This is a genomic window from Enterococcus sp. 5B3_DIV0040 (assembly GCF_002140755.1).
Classification (GTDB): Bacteria; Bacillota; Bacilli; order Lactobacillales; family Enterococcaceae; genus Enterococcus_D; species Enterococcus_D casseliflavus.
Genome location: NZ_NGLC01000003.1, coordinates 335,285 through 339,503, shown reverse-complemented (window position 1 = coordinate 339,503; position 4,219 = coordinate 335,285). Strand labels below are relative to the sequence as shown.

Sequence of the window (4,219 nt, the reverse complement as noted above, 5' to 3'; positions counted from 1 at the left end):
GTACCGGCCGTCTCACTGGTCACTGCCTCCACAACTTCTACTGTACTGCCTTCTGGTAACCCTTGTACATTATCCGCTAAAGTAATCGGATCTCCTTGATAGACTTCCTCTGCCAAGATATTCTCTGATGGAATACTCGGGATTTCCTCCAAAGTACTAGCTGGGATTCGTTCCTTCACTGTTACCGGAACTGTTACGATTCGACTGGAACCATTCTCGAAGATCACTTTCACTTTGGCTTCAAACGTACCGGCTGTTTCACTGGTCACTGTTTCCACAACTTCCACCACACTGCCTTCTGGTAACCCTTGAACATTATCCGCTAAAGTAATCGGATCGCCTTGATAGACTTCCTCTGCCAAGATATTTTCTGCCGGAATACTTGGGATCTCTTCCAATGTACTAGCTGGAATTCGTTCCTTCACTATTACCGGCACTGTTACGATTCGGCTGGAGCCATTCCCAAAGGTCACCTTCACTTTCCCTTCAAACGTACCAGCCGTTTCACTGGTTACTGCTTCCACAACCTCTACCACACTGCCTTCTGGTAACCCTTGAAGATTGTCTTCTAGAACAACCGGATCCCCTTGATAGACTTCTACTGATAAGATATTTTCTGCTGGAATACTTGGGATTTCTTCAATCACAACAGCCGGGAGGGCTGGTTCTTTCTTCTGGATCACCAGTTGATCCAGGGGGAGGACATCTTCCGAGTGATCCCCATAAAGCACAATCAAGCCTTCTTCCGGCTCAATCCAGTAAGCCACCGTATCTGGTAAATAACCTCGGTTGACCTCACGCACCGCTTCAATCAGTGCCGTTTCTTCCTCTGGTGAAAGATGGGCTGGATCGTCTACTGCCAGTTTTTCCGCTGGCAGTTTCGGGGTATACTGATCCGTTTCCATTGAAGGTTCTGGTGCTTCTGCTAAACGATACCCTGTAGCCTGTTTATGCAGTTCATACATCGGATTCCAAATATCCGCATGAATATCGCTTGGCTCTCCATTTGGAAAATGAATCATCTCTTTCTCCAAATCAGGCAAACCACTCCACGCCTGAATACGAAAATGTCCGTTACCCGTAATCGTATCGGTCACGATCAGCTGGTTCTGATTTGGGTCAATAGTAATCATTCCTTCGGTTTCAATACTTGTGACGTTGGTCTCTGGTGAATCCTGTAAATTCAAGCTGGCTTTTGGGTTTAAAATGACATGGCCAAGGGTTTGAGGTTCATCCGCCAGCGTTAACGTTGCGCCTTCTTCTAACACCAGATCCGTGATCGGATCAAAGCTGGCTTCGTAAATGTGTTGGTTTTTTCCAACGGTGACATGAACTGCCGATGCTTTATCCCCGTGCACAATCTGCCTGATTTTGCCGCCATCCAATCGAATGCTTACATCATTACGGATAGGAGCTTTGTCAAAGCTGGAAACCATGATTCCCAGATCAGAACTTGCAAAACCATCGATTTCCAGCTCTGTAGCTGTGTGTTTTTCTCCCACTATATTCCCCAAAACAATACTCTTAAATCGCGTTTCTGATGTGGCATTGATCAGCTTGATTTTTGCGCCAGAGCCTCGTGGCGAAGTACCATCGATACTTCCTGCCACTAACATTGGACGTTCATCAGTTTGGCTTTTTCCAAGAAGCGTATTCACATTGTCCATGGTGAGAGAATGATCGTTCACAATGATTTTCCCAATCTTCAACCGTTCGAAATCAATGGCGCCATCGGTTAAAAACTTCAAGCCAAGATCTTTTAAAACGGTATCACTTTCTAATACCATATCTAGCCCTCTGAAATAAATCCCATAATTTTTCCCATCAATGGTAATGGCTTTATCGATCACAAGGTCTTTTGTGCCATTTAAGGAAATATCTTCTGTTAGAATCACCGTATCTCCAGCTCTTGCCTGTTCCAAAGCATATAACAAACTGCCATAAGGCGCTTCTTTTGAACCATTGCCGCTGAAATCAGCTGCCCCACCATTTCGTACATAAATCTCTGTAGAAACCCGCTCCGCTTTTGCAGTAACCGAAATAGGCACAGAAAACTCTTTTTCGCTCTGATCAGAAAAAGTCACTCGAACCGTTCCTGTATACTCTCCAGCTTTCGTGAGATCTATCACAGAATAATCGGTCACATCGTCCACTTTTCCATCCTGTGGGACATGGCTAAGATTATCCGTCAAGTCCACTGGAGCTCCTTCCGTTACTTCCTCTGGCTGTGCAGTAATCTCCGGATACACTTGACTATCTGTAACGGTTTCATTGAAATGCAGCGCTTTGAGTCCTTCCTCCTCATACCCTGTCCCATTCATGACGGTACGTTTTCCAACAGAAAAATCTGGCAATCCATTGACCAGCTCTTCAAAGTATGTTCGGGAGCCATGACCATTGGAAGACCGTCCTACATTGGTGGCACCATCAAACGTGCCAACCATCCCAACGGTGCGATCATTCTCCGCAATATAGTGGACCGCTTCTCCTTGTCTGGTCAATGTATTTCCTTCATCCGCCAGCTCAGACAGCCATTTATTAAACGCATTCCCTTTGATTTTGGGCGCATTAAAGGTATAGGCTTGTTTATACCAGTCATAGCCTTTTCTTCTCGCTTCAATCAATCCTCGCTGTGCCAGATAGCCTCCTAAGGAATGCCCGGTCACATAAAGATTGTTTACACGATTGTTCGCCTCATAACGTTGCAGAAGCTCTTCTAAAACAATTGCCTGTTTTGGACTTGCCCCGACAAAAATCGCTAAATCATCATCCACATCCCCAGTCCCTTGTGTGCCTCTGATCCCTAATACCTGCACTGTCCCATCTGCTAAATAAGGATAGGGGCTTTTGGTTTCAAACAACACCGCATCGAAGCCTTCATTCAGATGATGCACTTCTTTCACCTGCCAAAAGCGAGACAGCTCCTTATGCATCATGGCATACTCGAATCGATCCTTATATAATTCGGTGAATTCGATTGTTTCGTCTAATACTTTATGGATATACGCATCGTCACGGTACACCAATTCCATAAACAGTGCCATATCTCTGGGAGAGATATCCCATACAAGAGGCTGGACATCCTCCTGATCAGACAATCCGTCCCCATCTGTATCAAAAAGCAATGGATGACTGTGATAGCCATAGTACTGCCTTCCCTCTTTGAAATAGGTGTAGATTTCCTCGGAATTTAGTAACCCATCCCCATCCTTATCCTGATCGGGAGACAAGAGTTTCCCCTTGTATAGCAGAGAATCCACCCGTCCGTCTTCCAGACGAATTTTTCCTTCTGAAATCAATACAGCGGTTTCAGCGGTCAATGGATGCTTGGTATTTTCCTGCGCAGAAACAGGCTGGCCATGACAGAAAGAGACCGTCATCATACCGCATAGACTGATCAACCAGTATGTTTTCTTATTCATACATTCCTCCATCAATAGAACAAGGGAGCGGTTCCTTCCCACTCCCTTGTCTTTCTTTTGTGAAGTTAGAACGAATGATCTTTTATTCTACTTCATGTTCTTTTTTTCTTTTTTTACCAAAGGCAAACAATGCACCGGCACTAGTAAGAAGCGCACCAAGCAGTCCTAAAGGACTTGTCGTATCACCTGTTTTTGGCAGTTGGCTGGCTTTGCTGGAAGCTTTTCCTGCCTGTTTGTTTCCTTGACCAGATGTACCAGCTTTTCCTGATGCAGAAGCTTCACCCTCTGTCTTACCTAATTGTGGCGCAGCTCCTTTTGGATTAGTCGCTGGTTTTCTTTCCGGCTGACCTGGCTCCGGTGAAGGCACTGGTTTAGAATTTGGATCTAATGGATCCGTGCCCTTAGTTAATTCCTCACCATTTGTTACACCATCTCCATCATCATCTTTATTCAAATCAAACTCTGGTAAAGGTTCTTCTATTGCAGGCTCACCTTTCGCTGTTTCTGGTTTTGAAGCTGAATCCAATGGATCAGTCCCCTTGTCCACTTCCTCTTTATCAGAGAAGGTATCACCATCTGTGTCGACCTTGTTTGGATCCGTGCCTAACTCTTTCTCTTTCGCATCCGTTAGATCGTCCCCATCACGATCAATCGTGCTTGGATCGGTTGGATTTGCCGGAGTTGAATTTGGATCTAGTGAATTGGTACCTTTGTCCACTTCTTCTTTGTCGGAGAAGCCGTCATTATCTGTATCCACTTTATTTGGATCCGTGCCTAATTCTTTTTCCTTGCCATCC

General features: G+C 45.2%; 2 protein-coding genes. Both read right to left on the bottom strand.

The features are described from left to right. A partial coding sequence (locus A5883_RS19050) for a Rib/alpha-like domain-containing protein (protein ID WP_217809249.1) occupies nt 1-3,422 on the bottom strand: 3,422 nt, incomplete at its 3' end. Between the two features lie 82 nt (nt 3,423-3,504). Beyond that, a partial coding sequence (locus A5883_RS18790; protein ID WP_176324040.1) for an LPXTG cell wall anchor domain-containing protein occupies nt 3,505-4,219 on the bottom strand: 715 nt, incomplete at its 5' end.